We start from the raw sequence: 24,368 nt of genomic DNA on the forward strand, positions 1-24,368 counted from the left end.
CAAACTATTATGGATGGCCTGATAAACTTGTACCGCTGACATAAATAACATCGCTATTTTTTGAAACTTTCCATACAGAAGACTCTGCGCTAGCGGTATTAGCAAAAGTAATACTTGCACATAAGCTAGCTAGCACCGTCACTTTTTATGGTAAATATTACATAACATTCCCTTTATTTTACGATTTAAAATAGGCTTGCTGCCCTAATTATTGAATTTATTTACTTGAAGTTGGCAATAGCAACGTTGCTAGTGTTTGGCTTTGGCTTGTTGTTATATTCGTTTGATTTTCCGCTACAACATCCGCAATAATTTTAGGCATAGTCGATTCAATATCGACTTTTGCAGACTTAATTAGTTGATATTTTTGTTCATTTGTTATTTGAGCACCAATTGCCGATTGACAAAATGATGCTAATAAAATGGCAAAGCTAACCATTGCTAATTTGTTATGGATTGCTGAATTAATACTATTGATCATGATAAAGTCTTTCTCTATTTAGAGTAATTAAATGATAGAAATATAAGTAGCCATAGCAATTACTCACGAGCCTTTATTACCCAGAAGAGTTAAGTGCTGTTGACGAGTACAAGATTAAATAGATTACTGAAGAATGTCGCTTATCAAAGCCATAGCAATATATTCATGAGATCAATAAAATATAAACGACTGATATTAAACAATTTAAATAAAACCTTATCAAAACATTATTAGAGAAAAATAACTAATCAGTTGAATTACGCAGAAAAAGTAATATGAGGAGACTGTATAATTGAGCTGTTAACACCTCTATATCTGATAGATATACCCAAACCACTTGAATATGCCGTTTCAGAGCTAAGCTAGGAAATTAGCTCAAGGCGCAGTACGGAGACAATGGTTATTCCCTTATCAAAATCAATAACGCAGCATAAAGCGTTTCTAAACCAGCCCTTGCATAAGGTTGAGCAAATCATACTCTGCGTTACATTTCTTTTCAGGGAACAACCCTTCATAAAAAAATGAGCCTTGATAATGAATCGCTCAGACATACTGAAACGAGCATCTTCAAGTGGAACGGGTATCCATGTGCTCAAGTGTTTTAAACTTTTGGTATCGCTCGCTTAACATAAACATCGAATCTGTTTTTCTTCATTTTGATTGAAGTACTTGGTTTAATATTGTTAAGTGGTGGCGCATAGCTAGGGCGTTTAACTACCACGCGATATTTAGCTAGGGCTAAGGCAGGTTCAAGTAGTGCATCTGCATCGAGGTCTTCACCTACTAATGATTGAAATACGCGCATTTCTTTTTTTACTGCCGCTGATTTTTCACGGTGTGGGTACATAGGATCAAGATAAACCACATCGACTTGCTGTGCTAAGTCCATGTTTTCAATCGATGAAGCATGCACAAGTGTCATGCGGTTAGCTATTTCACTTACTTCGCTGTTGAGTTTTGCGCGTTCTATGCCATCATCGAGTAAAGCTGCCACTATCGGCATACGCTCCATTAAGGTGACTTGGCAACCTAAGCCCGCTAGCACAAAAGCATCTCTGCCAAGGCCAGCAGTGGCATCTAACACATGTGGCGTAAAACCGTGTTTTAAGCCAATTGCTTTGGCAATATCTTGACCTCGGCCACCGCCAAACTTTCTGCGGTGAGCAGTAGCGCCTTCAACAAAATCGACTTTAACGCCACCTAGTTTCGGTTCGTCTAATTTTAACAGCTCTAAGGCTTGTTGATTAAGCTGTAATAGAAAATGTAACTGTGGTTGTTTATTTGCTGCTGCCGCATCGCCTATGTAGTTTAGGTTCCATTTCTTGGCAATACGTTTACATTGATCGCTGTTAACGGCATCACAATACGCTACAGCAACATTTGGGAGGAGTGAATTAGTCATTAAGCTTGTACAACATGAACGTAATTATCGCCACTAGCAAGCGCGATTAAACGGCTTAATTGAGTAAGACTGTAACCCGACTCTTGTTGTAGCTGATTAAAGTAAGTTTGAATGGCCGTTAAGCTTTTTTTACTTTGTAAGCCACCATCAATCACTTTTTGAGCTCTGAGATAAGCTTCAACGTCTGAACTAAGAATAAAAGTGTCTTTGCCTAGCAAGCGTAAAGCATAAGGGCCGGTATTCCCGCCAAGGCGTTGACCGTGTTTTTTCAAAAAAGTCCATAAACCAATGATATCGGTAGTTGGCCACTCGGCAATAAACTGAGCAAAGCTGGTATTATGTTCTGTTTGGTGTTCAAAAATCATTTGCGCATTGGCTTGAATAGTTTTTACTTTGTTGTAATTGCGAATTATTTTAGGATCGGCAGCCTTTTTCTCTAACATTTCTTCAGGCATCATTAACACTTTTTCAATGTTGAAATTGAAAAAGCTGTCTTCAAAGTCTGGCCATTTATTTTCTACCACACGCCAAACAAAACCTGATTTAAAAATTTGTTTGGTAAAAGCCGATAAAATACGGTCATCAGTTAAATTTGACACATTTTCTTGAGCAGCACTATCAGGCAATAATTTTTTGCCAACAATTTTTTGGCCAAGTAATACTTCCAACGCATGCGTGCCACCTTTTCTTTCTGCAGCACGCTGGTATAAATGGCTAAATTTTTCTGTGGTATTAATGTGTGTATCTATAGTCATTATTTTTGTTCAGCTTATATTTCAGTTTATGCTTTAATTTATGTTTTAATACCGCAGTGACGTAGCAAGGCTTCTATTTCTGGCGCTCTGCCTCTAAATGCTTTAAATAATTCGCTTGGCTCTTTACTGCCACCTTTTTCAAGAATATTAGTTAAAAAGGCTTGTCCGGTATCGGTATTGAAAATGCCTTGTTCCTCAAATAAACCAAAAGCATCGGCAGATAATACTTCTGCCCATTTGTAGCTGTAATAGCCTGCGGCATAACCACCTGCAAATATATGACTAAAACCGTGTTGGAAACGATTAAACTCTGGTGCTTTAACGACAGCATATTGTTCGCGTACTTTATTTAACGCATCTTGAATGTAGGTGTTGTTATTTTCTGCATCAGGCTGATAATTAGCATGCATAGTAAAATCAAAAATACTGAATTCTAATTGACGTAGCATTTGCATTGCCGACTGAAAGTTTTTCGCAGCTAACATTTTATCAAGCATTTCTTGTGGTAATGGTTCGCCTGTTTCAAAGTGTCCTGATATAAAGGCTAGTGCTTCGGGCTGCCAGCACCAATTTTCTAAAAATTGACTTGGTAACTCAACTGCATCCCAAGGAACACCACTAATACCTGAGACACCACTTACATTAATTTGTGTCAGCATATGATGTAAACCGTGACCAAACTCATGGAAAAGAGTAACTACTTCATCATGAGTGAAAAGTGCAGGTGTATCACCAATAGGGCCATTAAAATTACAAGTGAGGTAAGCAACAGGATATTGAATATCGCCGTTAGCTAATTGCTGACGACCAACACATTCATCCATCCACGCACCACCACGCTTTTTAGCACGAGCATATAAGTCTAAGTAGAAGCTGCCGCGTAATTCACCGGCTTTATCGAAAACGTCATAAAAAGACACATCTTTATGCCAGGTATCTACATTTTCACGTACTTTAATTGTTAAACCAAATAGTTTATGAACAACGTCGAATAAGCCATTGACTACTTTGTCTTTCGGGAAATAAGGGCGTAGTTCTTCGTCAGAAATAGCATAACGATTATGTTTTAATTTTTCACTGTAATAAGCTAAATCCCAAGCCTGCAGCTCGGTTTGGTTATATTCACTTTGTGCAAAGTCTGTTAACTCTTGCATGTCTTGTTCGCCTTGATGCTGAGACTTTACTGCTAATCCTTGCAAAAAGCTCATTACTTCATCGGTACTATTCGCCATTTTAGTGGCTAGAGATTTTTCACCGTAGTTAGAGAAACCAAGTAAGTTTGCCAGTTCATGACGTAGTGCTAACGTTTCATTCATGATGGCACTATTATCAAACTCTCCTGCATTAGGTCCTTGATCGGAAGCACGGGTAACAAAGGCGCTGTACATTTTTTCACGTAAATCACGGTTATCGCAATAGGTCATTACCGGTAAATAGCTAGGAAAATCTAGCGTAAATGAATAGCCTGTTTCGTCTTTGCTTTCTGCTAAGGCTTTAGCAGCAGCTAGCGCACTTTTAGGTAATCCAGACAAATCTTTTTCATCTGTAATATTTACAGTGAAGGCGTGAGTCGCATCTAAAACATTATTACTATAATTTGAGCTTAAGTCTGATAAGCGGCTCACAATTTCGCCGTAACGTTTTTTATCTTCATCATTAAGGGCGATGCCTGATAATTTAAAGTCACGTAGGGCATTAGTGATAACTTTTTGTTGAGCGGTATCTAAATTTTTAAATGATTCACCATCTTTTAAGCTTTGGTAGGCTTGGTATAATTTTTGGTTTTGACCAACAAAAGTACCGTATTCTGATAATAAAGGTAAGCAAGACTCGTAAGCTTCACGCAATTCATCACTGCTTAGTACGGAATTCATATGAGAAACGGGTGACCATAATTTAGATAAAACGTCATCTACCTCGTCTATTGGTAAAACTAAATTTTCCCATGTAAACAATGTGTTATTGCTTAATGTGTCACTAATGACTTTTTTACAATCAGCTATAGCTTGCTCTACCGCAGGCTTAATATGCTCTGGTTTTATTTGTGAGAAGGCAGGTAAATCAAGATTTTTTATAGCTTGCGGTAATAAAGGATTAGTCATAATAGTCAGTATAAATAGATGAACGATACTAAAGTATGTGATGACAAATATTCAATATTCAAGTGAAATTTACTTAGCGATGGCAATTGTGCAGCCAATTCATCACAAATTTTTGATTAATTTGTTATTGTTGAGTGAGAAATTCAATTGAATAATTGTGTTTTATCCCCAGATATAACAACATAAGCAATATAAATTAACTTTTTTTGGAACATACAATGACACAACATTTTGATTACTTAGCAATAGGCGCGGGTAGTGGTGGAATCGCATCAGCGAATAGAGCCGCACGATTAGGTAAAAAGGCCGCGGTGATAGAAGCACAATATATAGGTGGCACTTGTGTAAATGTTGGCTGTGTTCCTAAAAAAGCGATGTGGTATGCAGGACAAATTAGTGATGCATTAAAATATGCTCACGATTATGGTTTTAATTTAGGTGATTTTAAAATAGAAAATAACGGCTTTGATTGGGGTCGTTTGGTTAAAAACCGAGAAGCTTACATTGAGCGTATTCATGCTGCTTATCAGCGTGGTTTTGATGCTAATGATGTTACTGTTATTCAAGGTTTTGCTAAATTTGTCGACAAAAATACGGTAGAGGTTGATGGTACTTTATATACTGCAGATCATATCACTATTGCTACTGGAGGCCGTCCGTCAATTCCAAACATTGAAGGTGCTGAATTTGGTCTTAATTCTGATGGATTTTTTGCGCTAACAGAGCAACCTAAATCAGTCGCGGTTATTGGTGCTGGTTATATTGCGGTTGAATTAGCGGGTGTTTTTCATGGTTTGGGTACAGAAACACATTTATTAGTTAGAAATGAGAAACCATTACGTACGTTTGATGAAATGCTAAGTGATACCTTAGTTGAGCAAATGGCAAAACATGGTCCAACGTTACATAATCACAGTACACCTGAACGTATTGAAAAATTAGCTGACGGACAATTGGTAGTACACCTTACCAATGGCAAGTCTATTGGCCCTGTAGAGCAAGTAGTGTGGGCTATTGGTAGAGAGCCAGCAACTGATAATATCAATTTAGACCTTGCAGGCGTAGAGCTTGATAAACGAGGCTTCATCGTAACTGATAAATATCAAAACACTAACGTACCAGGTATTTATGCCGTAGGCGATAATACGGGGCGTGCACAGCTGACTCCCGTTGCAGTGGCAGCAGGCCGACGTTTATGTGAACGTTTGTTTAACAACAAACCTGACCTACATTTAGACTATACAGGTATTGCTACCGTAGTATTCAGTCATCCCGTTATTGGTACGGTTGGTTTAACAGAAAAAGAAGCTATTGAAGAATATGGTGAAGCGAATGTCACTGTGTATAACTCACAGTTTACAGCACTTTACCAAGCAGTGACGGAAGATTATCGTGACCCTACTCGTATGAAACTTATTTGTGCTGGTGCTGAAGAAAAAGTGGTTGGTTTACATAGCATTGGTTTTGGCAGTGATGAGTTACTACAAGGCTTTGCAGTGGCAATGAAAATGGGCGCAACTAAAGCAGACTTTGATAATACTATTGCAATTCATCCTACATCAGCAGAAGAGTTTGTAACCTTAAATTAGTCGAACATGAGGTGTTAAGGCCTTGGATAAGCCTAAACACCTCAAATTCTGATAGATAAACGCTATCACCCATTACGGTTATTAACGTTGAGTCATTATTTAAACGAATAAATATATGATCACATAGCAAAATTGCACAATTTTTATCCTCACAGCTTTGAATAAACAATAATGCCTTACGCTGAAAATTAACTTGTTTTAAGATTTGATAACCCGCATTAAGAACTCAAAAATGATATTGTAAAGGAAAGGTATACATAATGTTTACTAAAGAAATGGTGCATGCTGCACTGCAAAATTGGTGCGACAATGTAGTAAAAGTTGGAAAAGTTCATGCAGAAGGTGGTGACGTTAAAGCCTTCTCTCTTCAAGTACTATCTGATAGTTACGATTACGACAATGGGAAGGTATTGTTTAAGCCAACACTCACATTTGGCCAACAAACGTATCGTCCAACGAAGGAAGGTGCCCTTTCTTATTTTGTTGGCGGAAATAACGATTATCCTAACGATGGTGGATTCAAGCTTAAGCCTTGGGTAAAGGTATGGTACAGCAAAGAAGATTTTATTATGCACGGCGACTTAGCCATTGTGCAGTGCAATGTTCATTTTATTGGGGAAGACGATAGTCATATATTTGTGAACAAAAGCTTTGTCTTTAAAGAATGTGAAGATGGAAAAATTCGCATCATTTTACATCAATCTTCGCTGCCATATCAGCCATAAGCAGCTTATTGAAGAGTAATGCATCGCGTTGCAGTTCATCGTAGGGTAAATGCAACGCGGTACTCGTGCTAAGGATTAGATCGAGTATCTTCATTTATTACATTATTCACCTTGGCCTCCTGCTGTTATATTGTACTCTCATCCTCAACCTTCTACTGCCACCCTGAACTTGATTCAGGATCTTGAATATTCATTAAACTGCCATAATTATCATCTACCCTGGTTGAATGTAAATAATATTGCCTTACGTTTTTGTATTAATTTTATGAAGCGTGTATATAGAGGGAGCTATGGTTACTTGGTTTATTAAAAAATACAGTTCTGCTTTTTTTTTGGTTGTTGTTTTTATTTTAACAGCTTGTAGTCGTCATGTTACTAGCCCTATCAATAAAGTAAGCAATAATGTGGTGGATAAAGTTGTTGCTAAAGTTGGGGTAAGACCCTTATTTTTAATTAACGAAATGCAAGACAGTGAGTTAAAAACCAAATTAGAGCAGTGTAAAAACAATACCTTTTATCGTTCTGATTTTTCAATAGGGCATCGTGGCGCTCCGCTGTTATTTCCAGAGCATACTCGAGAGTCTTATCAAGCCGCGATAGACTCAGGGGCGGGCATAGTTGAGTGTGATGTTACTTTTACTTCAGACCAAGCCTTAGTCTGTCGTCATTCTCAATGCGACTTAGCAACCACAACAAATATATTGGCTATCCCTGAGCTTGCCAAACAATGTTCACAGCCCTTTACTCCAGCCGATCCAATTAATGGTATTGCTGCCAGCGCTATGTGTTGTACTAGTGATATTACACTAGCGCAATTTAAAACACTTAAAGGAAAAATGGATGGTGCCAATACCCAAGCTACCACGGTAGAAGAATACTTGGCGGGTACACCAAATTGGCGAACAGATCTGTACTCGGGCAAAGGCACATTAATGACGCATGCTGAAAGTATCGATATGTTTAAAAAAGCAGGGGTTAAAATGTCACCTGAATTAAAATCTGCCAGTGTAAAAATGCCTTTTAACGGTTTTAGTCAAGCCGATTATGCACAAAAAATGTTAAACGAATATATAGCTGCGGGCGTTCCGGCTGATCAAGTGTACCCACAATCATTTAATCTGGCGGATGTAAAATATTGGATAACGCAGACACCGTTATTTGGTAAACAAGCTATATTTCTTGATGAAAGAAATATAGCGGCTGATTTTGATCCTGATAACCCAAAGACGTGGGTACCTAGTATGCAGGAATTAAAAAATCAAGGTGTTGAATATATAGCACCGCCTTTATGGATGTTAGTAACATTAGACTCTCAAGGGACAATCATTCCATCACCATATGCCAAGGCCGCTAAAGCTGCAGAACTTAAGATTATTACGTGGTCACTTGAACGGTCAGGTTTGCTTGCTAATGGTGGAGGTTGGTATTACCAAAGCATAACAGAGGCAATAAGTAGCGAAGCTGATGTACTGGTGTTGTTAGATGTTTTAGCAAAGCAGGTAGGTGTCGTCGGTGTATTTTCGGATTGGCCGGCAACGGTGACTTATTATGCAAATTGTATGGCGATGGATTAGTAGCAATTATAGGTTTGTAGGAATTAAGGTATCATTCCCATTTATTTTTAATGTTGCGATGGAATAACTGAATAAATGATTTCAAAAAAAGTAAGAGAGCTATTTTCCTCACTAATGGAAGCTGGCGATGGCTCACCTGTTTCTTATGATATTGAAACTGAGCAGTACACTGGTTATTTTAATGAATCGGTTGTTAACAAGTTTGTAGATGAAGGTGTGGTAGAGCTTGTACATAATGATGATGGGTTGGTTTGTTTGAGGCTTATTAATAGAGAAGACTTTTTAAGTGGTTTTGCATCAGGTGTTAACGAAGCGCGCTTAGGGCGAGATCAATATTATGCAGATTACAATGCAAGTCCCTTCGCTTTTTCGATAGGCTATGAACATTTTTTATATATGAATAAAAAGCCTAAGTTACTTATTGGTTATATTTGTCACGGATTTATCAATGAGACAACAGGTGAAGTACACAACCAATAGTCTCAAGCTGAAGATAGTTTGATGCTAGGTTAGGTTCGCAAAATTGAATGCGTAAATTATCACGATAAATAAGTATTATGTATAAACAGATTTTATCATGCTGTTATGGGGAAAAATTGCGTGATAAAATATCCAGACTAAGTGGGAAAAATTTATATTCTCACCTATATCATCGTTAATTTTTGAAAATAAAAAATAATTTTTCATCGCTAAAATTTAATAGTTAGTTTGAAAGTCTTGTTACTAAAGGCTTATATTTTTTTGTTATTTTAATTGGTAATAAATCCTTAAAAAAAGTTTAACAATGTACTGGTAAAGCTGTGGAATTCTGATAATCTCTGTTGACGTTAGTTGCTTGGTTGCTGTTTATATAATCAAAAACGTCACGTAGATAAATTTATTTATCCACAAAAATAAAAATAAAAAATATTGTGCATTAAAAAGATCTCGTTCCTATCTTTTTTCAATAAAATCATTAACATGAATATAATCACCAGAATAGTGACAATCACTTTTCTGGCGCTTTTTTATGCTTATTAACAAAGTTATCCACATTCATCTTGTGACAAATGTCATAGTGTAGTAGAGCTATAGCGCGCTTTATGGCATCCTTACGCTATATTATTGTTTAGACAAATTTCTTATGACAACTTCGACAGAAAATTCACCATTATCACCTTTAATTCTAGTGGATGGTTCTTCGTATTTATTCCGCGCTTATCATGTTCCATATTTACAAGCTTTATCAACAGCGAGTGGTCAACCGACGGGAGCGATCACTGGTGTTTTGAATATGATCCGTAGTTTAAAAAAAGACTACCCAAACGGCAATGTAGTCGTAATTTTTGATGCGAAAGGGAAGACTTTTCGTAACGATCTATATCCTGAATATAAAGCAAATCGTCCACCAATGCCGGATGAATTACGTACGCAAATAGCTCCTTTACATAATATTATTAGTGCTATGGGGTTGCCGTTATTGGTTATTCCAGGAGTTGAGGCCGACGATGTTATTGGTACTTTAGCTAAACAAGCGAGTGAGCAAGGTATAGAAACCGTGATCTCAACGGGCGATAAAGACATGGCACAATTAGTCACGCCTCATGTACGTTTGATCAACACAATGACAGCGGTTGAATTAGATGAAGCAGGTGTAAGTGAAAAATTTGGTGTTCGACCGGATCAAATAATCGACTATCTTGCGTTGATGGGAGATAAAGTTGATAACATTCCCGGCGTAGTTAAGTGTGGCCCTAAAACAGCAGTAAAATGGTTAACTGAACATGGCACACTAGATGAAGTGATTGCTAATGCTGATAAGGTTAAAGGTAAAATAGGTGAAAACTTACGAGAGGCACTTGATCAACTGCCACTTTCATACCTGTTAGCGACAATCAAATGTGATGTGGAATTAGAGCAAAGTGTCGAGCAATTACAACCAACAGAACCAGACGTTGAAGCACTCACTTCACTTTATCAAGAGTTTGAGCTAAAGCGCTTGTTAGCTGATCTAGGTAAAGAAAGCGGTAATAGTAAAAGTGAGCAAGTAGTCAGTAGTGCCATTAATAAAGCTTCTAAAGATAGCGTAATAGATACACCAACTAGTAAAGCAGATCAGGTTGATGTTACTTCAACAGAAGTCTCCGATGCTAAATACGATATTATTTTAGATAAAATCAGCTTTAATGCGTGGTTAGAAAAACTTAAAGGTTGCACTGCTTTTGCTTTTGATACTGAAACGACCAGTGTTGATTATATGAAAGCAGAGTTGGTAGGTTTATCGTTTGCGATAGAATCAGGAATAGCAGCTTATGTACCATTGGCTCATGATTATATCGATGCACCTTACCAATTAGATTTAGATTGGGTGTTAGCACAATTAAAACCTCTACTAGAAAGTACTGAGATTAAAAAAATTGGTCAGAATTTAAAATACGATGCTAATGTTTTAAGCCATTATGATATTCAATTACAAGGTGCGGCGTTCGATACTATGTTGGAGTCGTATTGTTATAATAGCGTCGCAACCCGACATAATATGGATGCATTATCACTTAAATATCTAGACTATAAAACGGTATCGTTTGAAGATGTTGCAGGCAAAGGTGCGAAGCAGTTAACCTTCAATCAAATAGATATTGAAAAAGCGGGTTATTACGCTGCAGAAGATGCTGATATTACTTTACGTTTGCATCAAGCTATTTTTCCTGCGCTTGAACAACTACCGGAACAATTAAGTGTTTATAATGAGATTGAAATGCCATTAATGCCTGTGTTGGCAAAAATGGAGCAAACGGGGGTTTTAATAGACTGTGACGTACTTGATCAACAAAGCCACAGTATTGGTCAACGCTTAAATGAGTTAGAGATTGAGGCGCATAACCTAGCAGGAAAAAGTTTTAACTTAGGGTCGCCTAAGCAATTACAACAAATATTATTTGAAGAATTAAAAATACCGGTTATTAAGAAAACGCCTAAAGGCGCGCCTTCTACTGCGGAAGAGGTATTGCAAGAGTTAGCGTTGGATTATCCTTTACCAAAAGTTATCTTAGAAAACCGCGGGTTAAGTAAATTAAAGTCTACTTATACCGATAAGCTACCTTTAATGGTGAGCACTAAAACAGGTCGCGTGCATACTTCGTATCATCAAGCTGTCACTGCAACTGGACGTTTATCGTCAACCGATCCTAATCTACAGAACATTCCTATTCGTAGCGAACAAGGCCGTAAAATTCGCCAAGCGTTTATCGCGCCAACAAACTATAAAATTGTTGCTATTGATTATTCTCAAATTGAATTACGTATTATGGCGCATTTATCTAACGACAAAGGCTTAGTGACTGCATTTAGCGAAGGTAAAGATATTCATAAAGCAACAGCCGCAGAAATTTTTTCAGTTGAATTAGACGAGGTTACAACGGATCAACGTCGTAGCGCTAAGGCGATTAACTTTGGCTTAATTTATGGCATGTCGGCTTTTGGTTTAGCAAAACAGTTAGGCATAGGCCGTCAACAGGCACAAGAATATCAAGATAAATACTTCCAACGTTACCCTGGTGTTTTAACATATATGGAAGAGACTCGCGAGCAAGCTAGTGAGCAAGGCTATGTTGAAACTTTATATGGTCGCCGTTTATATTTACCTGAGATCAAATCAAAAAATGGTATGCGAAGAAAAGGAGCTGAACGTGCTGCTATTAACGCACCTATGCAAGGCACAGCAGCTGATATCATCAAAAAAGCCATGCTTGATGTTTCTGTGTGGTTGAATGAAAAAAATGATGACCGGGTAAAAATGACGATGCAAGTACACGATGAATTAATTTTTGAAATACATCAAGACATTGTGGAAGAGGTGACTGCTAAATTAGTCGATCTGATGAATAATGCGGTAACATTAAGCGTGCCATTAATTGCTGAAGCAGGGGTAGGTGATAACTGGGATGAAGCGCATTAGTCTTATTTATTCCACATCGCTTTAACTTGTATATTCGTATTCTATGAAAAATCGGCCGCTTGCGGTCGATCATTCTGTGCCGACTCTTAGTAAAAAAATCCTATCTATACTAATAACTAATGCCTATAAAATATAATCGAAGGCTAAAGCAGGTTAAAAAATATTCAGATGTAAAAATTAGGTTGTTTTAGCAGCAAATTCCTTAGGTACTACGACTAATGATTGAGTTTTTTTGGCTATTGTTGTTAGCAATAATAACCATGTTGATATAGGATATCGGGCTTAAATGCATTAGCACTCTCTCTAGTTCGTGAACAAAGGAAAAACAATGGACCAAACGTCTAAATCCATACCCGATAAGAAAACACAACCCCCAATAAAAGCCGATGAACTGAATTACGAGCAACAACACAAACCTAGTTCGTCATTTAATACTCGAGAAGAATACTTAGAACACGAATTACAAATTATGTCACCTAAACGCTGGCGACCTAATTTGCCTTTTAGAGATTATCGATTTGAATTAGAAGATAGTATACCGGCAATGGCCGCTACTATTGGTAAAGTGGTTATGGTGGGTGCAATTGCTGCAACATTTGCTGCCCCTCTTGGACTTGGTGACGGTTTTGTCTTAGAAAACGTACGTTATGAGTTGTTAATTGCAGCTATTTTTATTGTTCTTTTCTCCGGTTTTTTACTGCCTACGGCTAACTTAGCTGGTACTCATGGCCCTCTTATTCCTCTTATTCCTATTGTGGTTGCTGCTGGTGGTCACCCGATGGCGTTTGGTTTGCTCATTGGTGTATTTGGTTTGATTTTGGCTATTAGTAAAGGCGGCAGTATGCTGGCAAACCTAACGAGTAAAGGGGTTTGTGGTGGTCTATTACTGTATCTTGGGTTTGTAGGCACAATTTCACAAGTGAAGAAAATGTTCGCTTGGGGTGAAGACATTGGTATGACGCACATTCCTTTTGTGGTCATTTTTAGTACTATTCTATTGTATGCATTACTTGAACATAAAGGAAAACGTTGGTTAGCAGTACCATTGAGCTGCATACTAGGTGGCACGCTTGCTTTTGCTTTAGGCGCACCTTTTGAATTTGTCACTAGCCCTGGTTTACCAAACATGAACCCAATGTATTGGTGGGGCGAGAATACCGGTTGGATGCTTGGTTTACCAACGGTAGAAAGCTTTATCGTTGTACTACCATTTGCTATTTTAGCGGTAGCTATGTGGTCTCCTGACTTCTTGGGTCACCAAGTATTCCAAAAAATTAGTTATCCAGAGCGTACTGAAAAAGTACAAATGAATATTGATGATACTATGGTAAGTGCCTCTATTCGCCAAACATTCGGTTCTATTTTAGGTGGCGCTAACTTTGCTTCATCATGGGGTACCTATATGGTACCTGCTGCTATTGCTAAACGCCCAATCCCTGCTGGTGCTTTACTAACCGCTTTGTTCTGTGTAATTGCGGGTGTTTGGGGGTATCCTATGGATTTAGCAATATGGCAACCGGTGCTGTGTGTTGCATTAATTGTAGGAGTATTCATCCCGTTGCTTGAAGCTGGCATGGAAATGACGCGTGAAGGTAAAACGACTCAATCAGCGGCAATCGTTGTATTCTCTTCTGCACTTGTTAACCCTGCTTTTGGTTGGGCACTTACTATATTACTTGATAACCTTGGCTTGATTGGGTGTAAAGAGCGTAGTTCGGAACTAAGTAAAATGAACCGTTGGATTATTCCAGGTGTGATGTTTGTTTTATTAACGACAGTAATGGCTTTGGTAGGCTTGCTACCGGGTATTCCTGCTTTAATTCCTAGTTTCCGCCACTAATTTATTTGAACATTGAAGCACAGCTAAATTTTTTGGCTGTGCTAAAAATTTTTAAATTAATTTGCAAGTTTTTATCATGTGATTATTTTTACTTGTTAAAATTACCAACTATATCGTTATTTATTGAATAATTAGAACAACTAGTTATTGAGAAAATGCCAATCTATTAATAGGTTGGCATTTTTTGTGTTTTAAAACAGCCTTTCTAAGCACTAAGTCTTAAGCTAACGTTGAAGTTAAGGTGAAGTCTTTTTCAATTATGTGTGGCGGGCTCTCTTAGCAGCACTTAGAGTGGGAAATAAATTGATTAAAATGGCGATAAGTAGGTATTTTTAGGCGTTTGAATAACGCTCTTTATTACCAAGCCAACGTTGGATAAGTGCTTGAGCACACTCAGGATTTTGGCGTGATAACAAGTAAGCTTTTTGTTTAATGTCAGGAATCAGGTAGCCATCACGTATTAAATCAGCAATTCTCAATTCAGCTAAGCCTGTTTGACGTGTACCAAGTAATTCTCCGGGCCCTCTAATTTCTAAATCTTTTTCAGCAATAACAAAACCATCATTACTCTCTCTTAGTACGGCTAAACGTTTGGTCGCTGTTTTAGAAAGAGGGGCTTTATAGAGTAATACACAGTGAGAAGCGACAGAGCCACGCCCTACACGCCCTCTTAGTTGGTGTAGTTGTGCTAAACCTAAACGTTCAGGGTTTTCTATCACCATTAAGCTAGCGTTTGGTACATCTACGCCAACTTCAATGACGGTTGTTGCGATAAGGAGGTGGCTTTTACCTGCTTTAAAGTCATCCATCACTGCTTGTTTTTCATCGGCTTTCATTCGGCCATGAACTAAGCCTACTTTTAATTCAGGTAATTGTTCTTGTAAATGAATAGCGGTATCTTCGGCTGCTTGGCATTGTAAAACTTCCGATTCTTCAATTAGTGTACATACCCAATAAGCTTGGCGATTATCGTTAACACAACCTTCGCGTATACGTTCAATTACATTATCTCGCCGTGTGTCGGGTAGAGCAACGGTATTGATAGGAGTACGACCAGGGGGTAATTCATCAATAACTGAGGTATCTAAATCAGCATAAGCAGTCATGGCTAAGGTTCTAGGAATAGGCGTGGCTGTCATGATAAGTTGATGAGGGTAGTTGTTATCAAATACGCCTTTTTCTCGTAAGGATAAGCGTTGATGCACGCCAAATTTGTGTTGTTCATCGATAATAATCAGTACTAGTTTATTAAAAATCACCTCGGCTTGAAAAAGGGCGTGGGTGCCAATCACCATTTGCATTTCACCACTGGCAATTTTTTCTAATGCTAAGCGTCTTGCTTTAGCTTTGGTTTTTCCTGCTAACCAACCGACAGAGACATATAAGGGGTTAAACCAATTAGCAAAGTTAATGGCGTGTTGCTCGGCTAAAATCTCTGTAGGTGCCATTAAAGCAACCTGGTAGCCTTGTTTGATTGCATCGAGTGCAGCTAACGCTGCAACAAGCGTTTTGCCTGAGCCAACATCACCTTGTACTAACCGCATCATAGGCTGTGCTTTGGCTAAATCATTTTTTATTTCGTTTACTACCCGTGATTGGGCATTAGTCGGTGAAAAAGGCAGGGTTTTTAAGAATGCTTGCGCTATTTTTTTATTATCTTTAATAGCAATTGCTTGATGAACGTCACTGTTTTGTCTTAGCTTTAACATACTCAAATTATGAGCGAGTAATTCTTCTTTAATTAACCTAACCTGTGCCGGATGTTTACCGTTTTCAAGTTCGCTAGTAGAAGCTTCTGGCGGTGGACGATGAATAATGGCGAGTGCTTGTGCGAGAGAATACTTTTCGTCAAACAATGTTGTTGGTAATAACTCTTCTACTTGCCCACGTTGTAAGCGAATAAGTGCCTGATCGGTTAAATTACGAAGTGATATCTGTTTTAAACCGTCAGTTGTAGGGTAAACCGGTGTTAAGGTTTCCTCTGCTGGGGTTAGCGTTCTATCGTCATCAAGTGATTTGTATTCAGGATGTACTATTTGATAACCGCGTGGCCCTCGTTTTATTTCACCATAGCAGCGAATGGTTCGACCTATACTAAGGCTGTTTTTTAGACTGGCAGAAAAACTGAAAAAACAAAGTTGAATATCACTTGTGCCATCGTTTAAAGTTACCACTAACATACGGCGTTTGCCGTGCGTGATTTGGCTATCAGTGATGTCACCAATAATATTGGTATGTGTACCAGGCAAGCAATCTCGAATAGTGCTTATTCTTGTGCGATCTTCATAACGCAGTGGCAAATGAAATAATAGATCTTGCACTGACAGCAAACCGAGTTTTTCAAGTTTAGCTGCCATACTTGGCCCTACACCTTTAAGAGTAGATAGGGCTACTTGTGATAATTGAGTAAGTGCTTCCATTATAGTGACAGTTTCTAGTGTTTAGTCATCAATATGTTGCCAAGCTTTTTTGTTCATTTGCATTTTTTGCCACCAGTCGTCGTCAGCAATAATTTGTCCTTCAATATCTATTTCAGGATAAGGTAAGCCTTTGCGTTGACAAGCTTCAGCAAAAATTGGGTGCCCACCTTCAAACAATGTACGTTGACGTCTTTCATTACTCAACCGAGGTGTATCATACATGCCAGCCATTTGTCTTTGACGTTGGGCTTCATATAAGACAACTGAACAAGCAACAGAAACGTTTAAAGATTGCACCATGCCAACCATTGGAATGACAATATCCTGATCAGCTAAATCAAGCGCAGCTTGTGATGCGCCAAATTTTTCTTGCCCTAAAATAATTGCAGTTGGTTTAGTATAATCAACTTCACGGTAATCAACGGCAGTATCAGACAAATTAGTAACTAGCACTTGCATACCTTGTGCTTTTAAAGCGGCAATAGCTTCTGCGGTTTGATGATAATTATGGACATCAATCCAGTTTTGACTACCAGCGGCGCTACCACCACGGACTTCTGCTTCTTCACTTTTCCATACAGCATGTACATCGCTTACGCCAACGGCGTCACAAGTACGCACAACAGCTGCTAGATTATGGGTTTTATGCACACCTTCCATACAAACAGTAAGGTCTGGTTGGCGTTTATCTAGCATGGTATTAATACGTTGAAGTCTTTCTGGAGTCATAGTTTTTCAAATAATAAAGTGGTAATTCTAAACGGACGATATTTTGTCGGTTAGGTTAAATTTTGATTAATAAATAATATCTTAGCTTAAGCTAGGCAATTCCATAATCCCATCGATTTCAATCTCGACATCTTTTGGTAGTTTTGAAATTTGAATAGCCGCACGTGCTGGGTAAGGCTTTTGAAAATATGTTGCCATAATTTCATTAACCGTCGCAAAGTTACTTAGGTCGGTCATAAAAATATTTACTTTTACCATGTCATTAATAGAGCCGCCTGCTGCTTCGCATACTGCTGACAGGTTTTTAAATACTTGCTCGGTTTGTTCGCTAAAGCCACCTTCTATAACTTCCATGGTTTCAGGGATAAGTGGGATTTGTCCTGATAAATAAACGGTATTGTTGACTTTTACTGCTTGGCTGTAAGTACCAATAGCACTAGGTGCTTGAGTTGTTGAAATGATGCTTTTCATTATATTTCCTTTGCTTATATTTATTTATTTCGAATGACGCGTTGTACGTGCACCATTACTTTTATTTTACGAATAATATCGGCTAAATGGATTCTATCACGACAGGTGATTTCTAGATCCATTACATATAACCCAGCTTCTTTCTCACCTGAATTCAAGCTATTGATATTTGAGCCACATTTAGCAATAACCGTGGTTAGCATTGCTAATGAACCTTGGTGATTAATTATTTCAATTCTTAGTTTAGCGATAAACTCTTTGTCTATATCTTTATCCCACTTCACTGGAAATAAAGCACCTGGCTCGTGCCCTTTAATATTACGACAACCTTGTTGATGTACCATTAAACCTTTACCAGGGCTAAGGTAAGCGAGAATAACGTCGCCAGGAATTGGACGGCAACACTTACCATAGCTAACTAACATACCTTCGGTGCCTTTTATTGGCATTTTGGCTTTGTGTGTTACAGGAGGGAGTTCGCTGTCTTCAGTGAATTCATCTGTTAAGCGTCTAGCAATACCAATACTTAATGCATTACCTAAGCCTATATTAGTGAGTAACTCATCAAAGGATTTATTGCCACTTTGTTTAACAACTTCGGCAATTTTCTCTTTACTAATATCTTCAAGTTTCACTTTACCCAAGGCATGGCTTAATAAGCGGCTACCTAATGTTTTCGATTCAGTTTGTTCTCTGCTACGAAGGTAAGTTCTGATTTGTAATCTTGCTTTGGCAGTAACCACAAAATTGAGCCAGGTGGCATTTGGTCTTGCGGCGGCGGAAGTGATAACTTCAATTGTTTGGCCCGAATCTAAAGGTTGACTCATAGGGTAAGGTTTACGGTCGACTTTAACCCCGACACAAGAGTTACCTATATCAGTATGAACTGCGTAGGCAAAATCAACGGCTGTAGCACCCATTGGAAGTTCGATAATACGGCCTTCTGGGGTGAATACATAAATTTCTTCTGGGAAAAGATCTGATTTAACATTCTCAATAAATTCAAACGAGCTACCGGCACTTTGCTGAAGTTCTAATAAGCTCTGCATCCAACGACGAGCTTTCATTTGTGCAGTAGTGTCTGATTGATCGCTTCCTTCTTTGTATAACCAGTGTGCAGCTACCCCTTTGTCTGCCATTTGATCCATATCTTTGGTACGAATCTGCACTTCTACTGGAATACCATGTGGGCCTATCAGTGAGGTGTGCAGCGAACGATACCCATTTGTTTTAGGGATAGCGATATAATCTTTAAAACGGCCTTCTATCGGTTTAAATAAGTTATGCATAGCGCCTAAAGCGCGATAACAGTCGTCAATGCTGTCGTCTACAATAACGCGGAAAGCGTATATATCCATCACTTCATTGAACATTAGTTCCTTGTTCAACATTTTACGATAGATAGAATATAAGTGCTTTTCACGCCCTAAAATTTGTGCGGATATATTACTTTCTTTTAAGCGACCAGCAGCTTCTTCTTGTATATTATCAATAATTGCTTTTCGATTACCACGGGCACTTTTTACGGCCGATTTTAGTGCTCTTGAACGCATTGGATAAAGTGCTTGGAAGCCTAAAAGTTCTAACTCATTTTTTATATCGTGAATACCAAGGCGATTGGCTATTGGGGCATATATTTCAAGTGTTTCTCGGGCGATACGACGGCGTTTATCAGGTCTTAGTGAGCCTAATGTACGCATGTTGTGTGTTCGATCCGCTAATTTGATTAAGATAACGCGAATATCTTGCACCATGGCGAGTACCATTTTGCGAAAGTTTTCCGCTTGCATTTCTTCTTTATTATCAAATTTTAATTTGTCTAGTTTACTAACACCTTCAACTAGCTCTGCCACTGTGTGGCCAAATAGCTCGGCTAACTCATCTTTAGTAACGTTGGTATCTTCAATTACATCATGAAGTAGTGCTGCCATTAAGGTTTCATGATCTAAATGCATATGGGCTAAATTTAGCGCGACTGCAACTGGGTGAGTAATATAAGGATCACCGCTAGAGCGCATTTGCCCATCGTGTGCTTCTCTTGCCACTATGTAGGCATGTTTAAGCAGATCAACTTGTACTTTTGATAGATAGGTTGAGCTTAATTCTTTTAATGGTTCAAATAGATACACCTATCACTCCAAATTAATGTTAAAACAACTTGATTTATTAGAATACGTGGCTTTAAGGCAAATGCAAAGCAATAAAAAACGCGTAACTATTAAAGAATAGATTACGCGCTTTCAAGTGGATCAAAAATAAACTAAATAAGTTTTATTTTTAATCTAATTCTTGTGTTTGACTACCCACAATTGCAGCAACAGCATCTAACTCAGCAGTATCTTGCTGAATCTGTTGTTGGCGATCTGAGGAATCCATTACATCAGTGGTGATTAAACCCGCTTCGATTTCACGCAAAGCTAATACCGTTGGTTTGTCATTTTCAATATCAACCAAAGGTGTTTTACCGCCAGTTGCAATTTGACGAGCACGACGTGATGCAACTAACACCAAATCAAAACGATTACCGACTTTTTCTACGGCATCTTCAACAGTTACGCGAGCCATGTGGTCACTCCAACTTAAAATTCATAAAATAGCGCTGCATTTTACGCAGTACGAGGTCATTTAGCAAGCAAAAGCCGTGCTGAGATAGAAAATTTCCAGTTATTCACCTACTAATTCATCAAGTAGTGTTTTATGTTGAACCATTTGTTGGCTGCACTTGAGGCGTTGATTATTTACGATAGTGGTGAGATCAGCTAATGCTTGCTGAAAGTCATCATTAATTACAATGTAATCAAATTCTTGAAAATGTGAACACTCTTGCTGAGCTTGAGCCATACGACTCGCTATTATCTCTTCACTATCTTGACCGCGGCCGCGTAAGCGTTTTTCTAATTCTTGTCGAGATGGCGGGCTAATAAATATGGTGGTGACTGATGGCTTTTTCATTCGTACTTGTTGTGCACCTTGCCAGTCAATATCGAGAAATACATCAATACCTTGAGCAAGTTGAGCATCAATAGCGGCTTCTGAAGTGCCATAATAATTACCAAACACTTCTGCATATTCATAGAAAGCATTTTGTTTAATTTGAGTTTTAAAGTTTTCTACAGAAACAAAATGATAATGCTCACCATCGTTTTCACCAGGGCGAGGTGCCCGAGTTGTGTGGGAAACAGAAACTTGCATGGGTCTTGATGGTGTTTCTTTGCCTTGTTCAAGTAGTGCTTTAATTAAGCTCGATTTACCTGCACCACTTGGAGCTGAAAGAATGAATAAGTTACCAGAAGCCGTCACAATGTTTTCCTTTGTTTTATGAGATAGAAGTTAACTGAAAAGTTAAATGAAAAAGTACATTCAAGACTTAATATGCCTTAAATGAAAAAGGCTAAGCTCTATTTTACTCTATTAGAATAAAAAAAACCTAGCCTTGATGATAAATAATAATTTATCGGTTTACTTATAATACCTTAGCAATTGATTGTGCTAAGTAGTCAATATTACTTTTAGCAATACCTGCGATACTCATGCGGCTAGAGCCAACCATATAAATGCTGTATTCATCTTGTAATTGTTGAACTTGCGCTGGTGTTATTCCTAAGAAAGAAAACATACCAGCTTGTTTAGTAATAAAGCTAAAATCACGAGTCACGCCATTTTCAATGAGTTTATCAACAATAAGTTGGCGGTTACCATTTATGCGATTACGCATTTCTGCTAATTCAACATACCATTCATTGCGTAGTTCATCAGAAGTTAAAATAGTTTCAACCAATGCCGCACCGTGAGCTGGAGGCATAGAATAAATCACACGCACCACACTTAACACAACAGAGTAGGCAATGTCTGCTTGTACACTTGATTCACCGATAACAGTACAAGCGCCAATACGCTCACGATATAAACCAAAATTTTTTGAACAAGAGCTACAAACTACCATTTCGTTTACTGATGCTGCCATTAAACGCAAGCCGTAAGCGTCTTCGTCTAAGCCTTGCCCAAATCCTTGGTATGCCATATCGATAACGGGTGTAAAACCTACCGATTTTGCTACCTCAGCCACTTGTTGCCATTGTTCGTTGTTTAAGTCCATACCACTTGGATTATGACAACAGGCATGTAGTAACACGGCATCATCTGCTGAAACTTGCTTAAGGGCAGTTAACATACCATCAAAATCTAGTGTTTTATTGTCGTAATCGTAATAAGGGTAGGTTTTTACCGTTAAACCAGCCGCTTCAAATAACCCAGTATGGTTTGCCCATGTAGGATTACTTACCCAAATAGTCGCACCGGCTTTACATGACTTAATAAACTCAGCAGCGACACGCAATGCACCTGTTCCTCCGGGAGTAGAAACAGTGCGAGCACGGTGTTCATTTAATACTTTATGATCTTCGCCAAAAATAAGCTTACTCATTTCATCATTGAAAAGTGTTGAGCCTGTTGGGCCTAAGTAAACTTTACTGGTTTCGGTATCAGTACGATGTTGCTCTGCTTTTTTCACGCAATTAAGCACAGTGGTTTCACCGGCTTCATTTTTATAAACACCAACACCCAAATCAATTTTTTGAGGATTGGTGTCTTCGCGATATTTAGCTAATAGACCTAAAATAGGATCGGCAGGAGAAGTTTTTAAGCTAGCAAACATGACTGAAATTTACCTTATAAGTACGGGGCTGAATTTGATTATGCAAACCCCAGAAATAGAAAAAGCAGCATAGCTCAAAATCACAGCAAAATTAAGGGTTTTTGTTTAATGTTTAAGACTATTTTTTAACTTTAGATGATAGATCTTTTATAAGGCTTAAAAATTAGTAGTTAGTGCTGCAATTAAACCAATGATACCACCGAAAATACCGCCCCAAACGACCAACCAGCCTAGGTGTTTTTTTATCATCGCTTGAATGATTTCTTTCACTAACTGAGGGGTTAATTCATTAAGACGTTTTTCAATTATATCGCTGACTTTAGCTTGTAGGTTTTCAATCATGTCAGGCTGTTCTAATTCTTCACGCAGTAACGTAGTAAATTGTTCACTTTGGCTAATTTCTTGAATTGATACTTTCATCTTCTCTATAAAAGGCGTTTTCATTGGTTGAAGTGCTTCGCTACCGCCAACCATGGCTAACATAGGCGCGAATGATGAATTTTCTATTACGGCAACTAAGTTGTTAAAAGCAGGAGTTAAGTCGATTTTTTCAATAACGTTTGTTAAGTCTATACTGGTAGACGCTCCAGAGCCGTTTGATAAAAAACGGTCGATATTTTCCTTAGTGAAAAACTGCTCCATCATTAATTGGCGGATAGCGAGTTTAAAATCTTCGAAACGTGCGGGAATTACCCCAGAACCATACAATAATGGCACTTTTTCAAAAAGCATATGTACAGCAAGCCAGTTGGTTATGGCGCCAGATAGAGCAAATAATCCAACGGTATATAAAATATGATTACCGAGATATAAACCTAATAAAGTACTTATTAAGGCAATAAAATTGGTGATAATACTTTTATTCATTGAAGGCTCCATGATTAGGTGTTGGGTTTAGCGTGTTATTCTCACTATTATTTTAGCAAGGTAAATTCGATGCTATGATAGCATTGAATCCCCTTAGCTAGAATAATACCAATAGTAATAATTGAGATAAAATAATGTCTTATTCAATGATTGATAAATCGTTGTCAATGCTAGGTATCTGCTAAGTGCTTATGAGTAGCTGATAAGTAAATTACAAGGTTAGTCCAACGTGAAAACAAATTTAATTACCCGTGAAGGTTTTGAACTACTGCAAAAAGAATTAACACACCTTTGGAAGGTGGAGCGCCCTGAAACAACCAGAAAAGTTTCTTGGGCGGCGAGCTTAGGTGACCGATCAGAAAATGCGGACTATCAATATAATAAAAAGCGCCTAAGAGAGATTGATCGTCGAGTTCGATATTTAACCAAGCGACTCGAAGATATTAAAGTCATTGATTACAATGCACAGCAAGCAGGAAAAGTTTTTTTTGGTGCATGGGTTGAACTGGAAAATGAAGAGGGTGAGCAGCTTAAGTTTAAAATAGTTGGCCCTGATGAAATTTTTGGTCGTAATGATTATATTTCTATTGATTCACCAATGGCACGGGCTTTATTAAAAAAAGAAATAGATGATGAAGCGGTTGTGAGAACGCCTTCAGGGGAAAAATATTGGACGGTATTAAGCATTAATTATTAACATTTAAGCGTTGGTTAAAATCACATCGTTTTCTACTCCACTAAAGTACCATCCAGCTTTTAATCGTTGTTGAGCGTGATTTAGGTTACTTGGTTTTATATTACTTGAGAGTATAACCACACAAT

The 24,368-nt window shown here is 38.1% G+C and carries 20 protein-coding genes; 7 read left to right on the plus strand and 13 right to left on the minus strand.

The genetic code is table 11. From position 1 onward, the window contains the following. Window positions 1-7: 7 nt before the first annotated feature. The 5 genes from Q4503_RS00710 to prlC form a co-directional block, all read right to left on the minus strand. A complete protein-coding gene (locus Q4503_RS00710; RefSeq protein ID WP_289847514.1) occupies window positions 8-136 on the minus strand; it encodes a hypothetical protein in 129 nt (42 codons plus the stop codon). 81 nt (window positions 137-217) lie between these two features. Beyond that, window positions 218-481 carry a hypothetical protein gene (locus Q4503_RS00715; RefSeq protein WP_215971746.1) on the minus strand — a complete coding sequence of 88 codons (264 nt, stop codon included), beginning with the start codon at window positions 479-481 and terminating at the stop codon, window positions 218-220. A gap of 601 nt (window positions 482-1,082) precedes the next feature. Further along, window positions 1,083-1,811, minus strand: a complete 729-nt coding sequence (locus Q4503_RS00720; RefSeq protein ID WP_368506793.1) for a class I SAM-dependent methyltransferase — start codon at window positions 1,809-1,811, stop codon at window positions 1,083-1,085. A gap of 71 nt (window positions 1,812-1,882) precedes the next feature. After that, complete coding sequence (locus tag Q4503_RS00725) at window positions 1,883-2,638, minus strand: DNA-3-methyladenine glycosylase I (RefSeq protein WP_215971748.1); 756 nt, start codon at window positions 2,636-2,638, stop codon at window positions 1,883-1,885. 38 nt (window positions 2,639-2,676) lie between these two features. Next, window positions 2,677-4,740, minus strand: a complete 2,064-nt coding sequence (prlC, locus tag Q4503_RS00730) for an oligopeptidase A (protein ID WP_303601121.1) — start codon at window positions 4,738-4,740, stop codon at window positions 2,677-2,679. Between the two features lie 218 nt (window positions 4,741-4,958). On the opposite strand from prlC, the gene gorA reads away from it, so the two are divergent. The 6 genes from gorA to Q4503_RS00760 all read left to right on the plus strand — a co-directional run bounded on the left by gorA (window position 4,959) and on the right by Q4503_RS00760 (window position 14,405). Beyond that, window positions 4,959-6,329, plus strand: a complete 1,371-nt coding sequence (gene gorA, locus Q4503_RS00735) for a glutathione-disulfide reductase (RefSeq protein WP_303601122.1) — start codon at window positions 4,959-4,961, stop codon at window positions 6,327-6,329. A gap of 260 nt (window positions 6,330-6,589) precedes the next feature. Continuing rightward, entirely contained in the window at window positions 6,590-7,054 is a 465-nt protein-coding gene (locus Q4503_RS00740) for a hypothetical protein (protein ID WP_303601123.1), read from the plus strand. Between the two features lie 290 nt (window positions 7,055-7,344). Then, entirely contained in the window at window positions 7,345-8,628 is a 1,284-nt protein-coding gene (locus Q4503_RS00745) for a glycerophosphodiester phosphodiesterase family protein (protein WP_303601124.1), read from the plus strand. 75 nt (window positions 8,629-8,703) lie between these two features. Further along, window positions 8,704-9,108 (plus strand): hypothetical protein, encoded by a 405-nt coding sequence (locus Q4503_RS00750; RefSeq protein WP_215971754.1) that lies wholly within the window; start codon window positions 8,704-8,706, stop codon window positions 9,106-9,108. A 643-nt stretch (window positions 9,109-9,751) separates the two neighbouring features. Then, window positions 9,752-12,565, plus strand: a complete 2,814-nt coding sequence (polA, locus tag Q4503_RS00755) for a DNA polymerase I (RefSeq protein WP_303601125.1) — start codon at window positions 9,752-9,754, stop codon at window positions 12,563-12,565. A gap of 328 nt (window positions 12,566-12,893) precedes the next feature. Further along, entirely contained in the window at window positions 12,894-14,405 is a 1,512-nt protein-coding gene (locus tag Q4503_RS00760) for a DUF3360 family protein (protein ID WP_215971756.1), read from the plus strand. A 332-nt stretch (window positions 14,406-14,737) separates the two neighbouring features. Here Q4503_RS00760 and recG read toward each other — a convergent pair whose 3' ends face one another. The 8 genes from recG to Q4503_RS00800 form a co-directional block, all read right to left on the minus strand. After that, a complete protein-coding gene (gene recG, locus Q4503_RS00765; RefSeq protein WP_303601126.1) occupies window positions 14,738-16,825 on the minus strand; it encodes an ATP-dependent DNA helicase RecG in 2,088 nt (695 codons plus the stop codon). A 21-nt stretch (window positions 16,826-16,846) separates the two neighbouring features. After that, a complete protein-coding gene (gene trmH, locus Q4503_RS00770) occupies window positions 16,847-17,554 on the minus strand; it encodes a tRNA (guanosine(18)-2'-O)-methyltransferase TrmH (RefSeq protein ID WP_215971758.1) in 708 nt (235 codons plus the stop codon). Between the two features lie 81 nt (window positions 17,555-17,635). Further along, window positions 17,636-18,028: a RidA family protein gene (locus Q4503_RS00775; RefSeq protein ID WP_215971899.1), complete on the minus strand. Its 393-nt coding sequence runs from the start codon at window positions 18,026-18,028 to the stop codon at window positions 17,636-17,638. A gap of 17 nt (window positions 18,029-18,045) precedes the next feature. Further along, window positions 18,046-20,154 carry a bifunctional GTP diphosphokinase/guanosine-3',5'-bis pyrophosphate 3'-pyrophosphohydrolase gene (gene spoT, locus Q4503_RS00780; protein ID WP_215971759.1) on the minus strand — a complete coding sequence of 703 codons (2,109 nt, stop codon included), beginning with the start codon at window positions 20,152-20,154 and terminating at the stop codon, window positions 18,046-18,048. 148 nt (window positions 20,155-20,302) lie between these two features. Next, window positions 20,303-20,590 (minus strand): DNA-directed RNA polymerase subunit omega, encoded by a 288-nt coding sequence (gene rpoZ, locus Q4503_RS00785; protein ID WP_303601127.1) that lies wholly within the window; start codon window positions 20,588-20,590, stop codon window positions 20,303-20,305. A 99-nt stretch (window positions 20,591-20,689) separates the two neighbouring features. Then, window positions 20,690-21,325 carry a guanylate kinase gene (gene gmk / locus Q4503_RS00790; protein WP_215971760.1) on the minus strand — a complete coding sequence of 212 codons (636 nt, stop codon included), beginning with the start codon at window positions 21,323-21,325 and terminating at the stop codon, window positions 20,690-20,692. A 163-nt stretch (window positions 21,326-21,488) separates the two neighbouring features. After that, complete coding sequence (locus Q4503_RS00795; RefSeq protein WP_215971761.1) at window positions 21,489-22,679, minus strand: amino acid aminotransferase; 1,191 nt, start codon at window positions 22,677-22,679, stop codon at window positions 21,489-21,491. Window positions 22,680-22,835: 156 nt separating this feature from the next. Then, complete coding sequence (locus Q4503_RS00800) at window positions 22,836-23,546, minus strand: DUF445 family protein (RefSeq protein WP_303601128.1); 711 nt, start codon at window positions 23,544-23,546, stop codon at window positions 22,836-22,838. Between the two features lie 229 nt (window positions 23,547-23,775). On the opposite strand from Q4503_RS00800, the gene greB reads away from it, so the two are divergent. Beyond that, a complete protein-coding gene (gene greB, locus Q4503_RS00805) occupies window positions 23,776-24,243 on the plus strand; it encodes a transcription elongation factor GreB (protein WP_215971763.1) in 468 nt (155 codons plus the stop codon). The last annotated feature ends 125 nt before the right edge of the window (window positions 24,244-24,368 follow it).

Origin of the sequence: Colwellia sp. 6_MG-2023, assembly GCF_030547765.1 — a bacterium.
GTDB lineage: Bacteria > Pseudomonadota > Gammaproteobacteria > Enterobacterales > Alteromonadaceae > Colwellia.